Source organism: Sulfurovum sp. bin170 (assembly GCF_010892395.1).
GTDB lineage: Bacteria > Campylobacterota > Campylobacteria > Campylobacterales > Sulfurovaceae > UBA1140.
Genome location: NZ_JAACKB010000070.1, coordinates 1 through 4062, shown reverse-complemented (window position 1 = coordinate 4062; position 4062 = coordinate 1). Strand labels below are relative to the sequence as shown.

Here is a 4062-nt window from a genome sequence, read left to right as displayed (position 1 = left end):
TGCTATCTCAACGGATGGCAAGTCTCTATATGTTGAAAGTTTGGGATGTTGAAGATGATAAGTTTAAAAAGAAGTTAAAGAGTGCAATGAGCCTTTTTAAAAGCTCTCTGGAGAAATTAAAAAAATCGAAATTAAATAGTAATGAGACTACAAAGCTATTAAATAGAGTTGAAAAATCATTTATGTTTTTTGAGGTGATGAATAGGTCTTCTATTAGATTTATACCAACATTAATATATAAAAAATCTGATGATATTTTAAAAAATATGAATATTGTAACAAAAAATTATGTAGAAGGAGTATTGTGAAAAAATTATTGAATATATTGGCGATTAGTTTAGTATTGTCTACAACCCTATCTGCCTCTACTAGAGGTGATGTAAAGGTTATTGAAGCATCTGAAAACATTAGACTACTTGGACAAAAAATAGCTAAAGATTATCTATTTTATTATAAAAATTCTAAGAAATCAAATCTAAAAGAGAGACTTCTTATTGATATTGAAATGTTAGAGAACTCTATTATTGAGATAGCAACTATTACAAAAAATAGAGATAGTAAAAATATTTTGGATTTTCTTGCTTATAATAAAGATGAGATTAAAGAGTTGCTAGTCAAAGAGGCAAACAGAGAGAGAAGTATGTTGATGCTTGATTATGGTGAAAGTTTTGTAGAGGGAGCCAACTCCATATTCAATGAACATAAGTATGATTTTTCTGCGGAAGAGAATATGTTGATGCTATTTAAAAATATAGAGTATCTACTAGAGAGAATATCGAAGTACTATGTTGCCTCTGCTTTGAATCTTGATAAAAATAATAACTTTAAAAATATGAAACAAGCGATAGTAAGTGTAGAGAGTATATTAAGTTCAATAAATGCCTATAGTTATCCTGGTGAGTTATCTAGTGAGTTAAAAAAGATGAATTATACTTGGGGTAAACATAGAGAGTTTCTCTATAAATCAAATGAGTTATCCATTCCGAACCTGATACTCTCTTCGGAGAGTGTCTTAGAGAAGAGTATTCAGAAAATATCTCTATATCATAAACAGAATCAATAGAGAGGAATCTAATGAAAATTAACAACAATAAAACTATCTCTTTTCTTTTTATATTTATTGTAATTGGATTAGCTACTACACTACTCTACTACAGCTATCTATCTTATGATAGATATAACGAAAGAAAACAGAGTACTGGCTCTATTTTGTTAATTGATAAGATAGATACTGTCTTGAACAAGGTAGATAATGAGAGAGTCTACTCTGCCATCTATATGGGAACCAAGCATAAAGAAGATCTTAAAAATTTGAAATTTTATAGAGCAATTGTAGATAAAGAGCTAGAGACTCTAAATGCGTTTTTAAAAAAAAATAGAGAACTATATTTTTATAAATCAGCCATAGGTGATATATCCAAAAATTTATCTTATACACGAACTAGAGTAGATGTTCTTAGTTTGGATTACCAAAATACTCTTTTTGAAAACTATTTTAATAAAGTAGTTAAACCTCTTATGGGATTAGTTGAGAGACTTATACAAAACCCTTTGGTTGAAAATAGTGAACAATTTGTTGACTATTTTCAACTTCTACAACAGAAAGAGAACCTATCTACAGAGAAAAGTTTCATCTCCTTTATATTAAGCTCTTCTTTGGAGATGAAACGAGAGGATTTACTGTTGTGGGAGACTCTTTTACACATTGATATTACAGAGAGTATCGCTCTACAAAATTTAAGAGGAGAGATTTTTATAGATTCAATTGATAGTAAATATTCTGTTTTATCAAAAGAGTGGATAGAGACCAGTGAAGAGAGGATTACTGAACTTAGAGATAGACAGAGTATACTTTTATCTCAATCTCAAAAATATATTTATGCTCAACTCTCTACGGTAAAACAACAGACTATAAAATATATGGTAGCATCTGTTGCTCTTCTGATAATTCTTTTTATCCTAATCTATCTATCTTATTCTAATATAAAAAATTCTCGTATGCTAACGGATACTTTAAGTGACCTCGAAGCAGACCTTAATGAAGAACAAAGAACAGAGATAAAAAAAGTTTTGAAGAAAAATGACACTATTGCGATATATAAATTTTTGGTCAATGCGATTAAAGAGCCAAGCCGTGCAAAAGACCATTTTTTGGCCAATATGTCCCACGAGATTCGTACCCCACTTAATGGTATTATAGGATTTACAAATATACTTAAAGAGACAGAACTAAAAGAGGATCAAAAAGAGTTTGTGCATATAATAGAAGAGAGTTCTAATAGTCTCATCCATATAGTCAATGATATATTAGATTTCTCTAAAGTAACAGCAGGAAAAATTGAGTTTGAAAATATTCCATTTTCTGTAATGGAGAAGTTTGAAGCGACGGTAGACTCTTATGCAGCAAAAGCTGCTCAAAAAAATATTGATTTAGGTCTATTTATTGATCCAACTCTTCCTATGGAGCTTATGGGAGATGGGACTAAGATTTCACAAGTTATTATCAATCTACTGAGTAATGCTGTTAAATTTACAAATAAAAATGGTAAAATTAATATTGCGATAGAGAAACTGTCTCAAACAGATGGTGTTGTCAGGCTAAAATTCTCTGTCAAAGATTCAGGTATAGGTATGACGAAAAAGCAACAGAGTAAGATTTTTGATGCCTTTTCTCAAGCCGATGCAAGTACAAGTAGAAAGTTTGGTGGAACAGGTTTGGGACTTACAATATCTAGTAAATTTGTCTCTCTTATGGGAGGAAAACTAGAAGTAGAGAGTGCAGTGGGAGAGGGAACTACATTCTTCTTTTCATTAGATTTGAAAGAGACAAAAGAGAAAAAAGAGAGAGCCATCCCAAAGTTGACGGATGTCAAGACAGCATATATAACTATACCAGATATAGAGAGTAACCATGAAAACATTCAAGCCTATATAGAGTATATCGGTGCAGATTTCAAAACATATAATTACCTAGAGGTACTTAATATGGAGACCTCTACTCTACCTGATATACTCTTTATAGACCATCAATATATAAATGATGAGAAGATAATAGGCTCTCTTGTAGTACTCAACACAAAAACTGTACTGATAAGTACAGCAGAGATAGAGAAGTGTAGATGTTCTCTCAAAGATGAAATCTCTAAGCTAATCTACAAGCCTCTAAATTTCTCTAAGACGATAAGAGCTTTGAATATAGTCAAAACAAAAACTAGCACTATAGAGCAGCAGCTTACAGAGGTAGAGGATATTGCCTCTCATAAAGTATTTAAAGATATATCTGCTTTGGTTGTTGAAGATAACCATATTAATCAGAAACTAATTCAAAATATTTTAGTAAACTTTGATATATCGGTCGCTCTAGCGTCCAATGGTGCCGAGGCTCTAAAGCTCCGTAAAGAGAACGATTATGATATTATATTTATGGATATACAGATGCCTATTATGGATGGTGTTGAGGCGACAGAGGAGATTATTGAATATGAGAAGCTCAATCAAATAGAACATATACCAATTGTTGCACTAACAGCAAATACTCTTGAAGCTGATAAAGAGAGGTATCTCTCTGCAGGTATGGATAAATACCTAAAAAAACCTATAGATGTTGCCGATCTTACTGCTATTATAGAGGAGTATTTTCCTATTGAAGAGATTAGAGAGTCTATGCCTCTAAATAATCAGCTCTATGTGGTAGGCAGTGAAAAATCTAAAATCATTCTATATAAAGAAACTGAGTTAATGGCAAAAATTTATACAGCTGTTCTAAATAATCTTGGATATAGCGTTGATAGGTATAGTTCAGCAGATAAATTCTTGGAGCAACTTGATAGGAAAGAGTACAAATTTGCACTCTTTGATGCTAAACCTTTTAGAGAAGTTAATAGTGATAGTATGGTTGTTGAACTTATCAGAGACTCGGGTGCGACCCCTATTGCGTTTGTTGAGAGAGATAACACAAGTAACTATTGTGAGACACTAAAACCTATAGGTCACGCTAATGAGATTTCAAATAAATTAATAAAATGTGGTTAATTTAATTTTTATTAATAGAAATAAACTATT

The 4062-nt window shown here is 31.4% G+C and carries 2 protein-coding genes and 1 pseudogene; all 3 read left to right on the top strand.

All coding sequences use genetic code 11. The features are described from left to right. A pseudogene (locus GSY74_RS01640) lies at window positions 1–308 on the top strand (hypothetical protein); the annotation flags it as partial. Next, window positions 305–1063, top strand: a complete 759-nt coding sequence (locus GSY74_RS01635; RefSeq protein WP_164663376.1) for a hypothetical protein — start codon at window positions 305–307, stop codon at window positions 1061–1063. The pseudogene GSY74_RS01640 and the gene GSY74_RS01635, both read left to right, overlap by 4 nt. An 11-nt stretch (window positions 1064–1074) precedes the next feature. Continuing rightward, window positions 1075–4032 carry an ATP-binding protein gene (locus GSY74_RS01630; RefSeq protein ID WP_164663375.1) on the top strand — a complete coding sequence of 986 codons (2958 nt, stop codon included), beginning with the start codon at window positions 1075–1077 and terminating at the stop codon, window positions 4030–4032. Window positions 4033–4062 lie beyond the last annotated feature (30 nt).

Bases quoted from the DNA above. Each gene is read 5' to 3' on its own strand.
- GSY74_RS01630 (WP_164663375.1), top strand. From the start codon at position 1,075: ATGAAAATTAACAACAATAAAACTATCTCTTTTCTTTTTATATTTATT.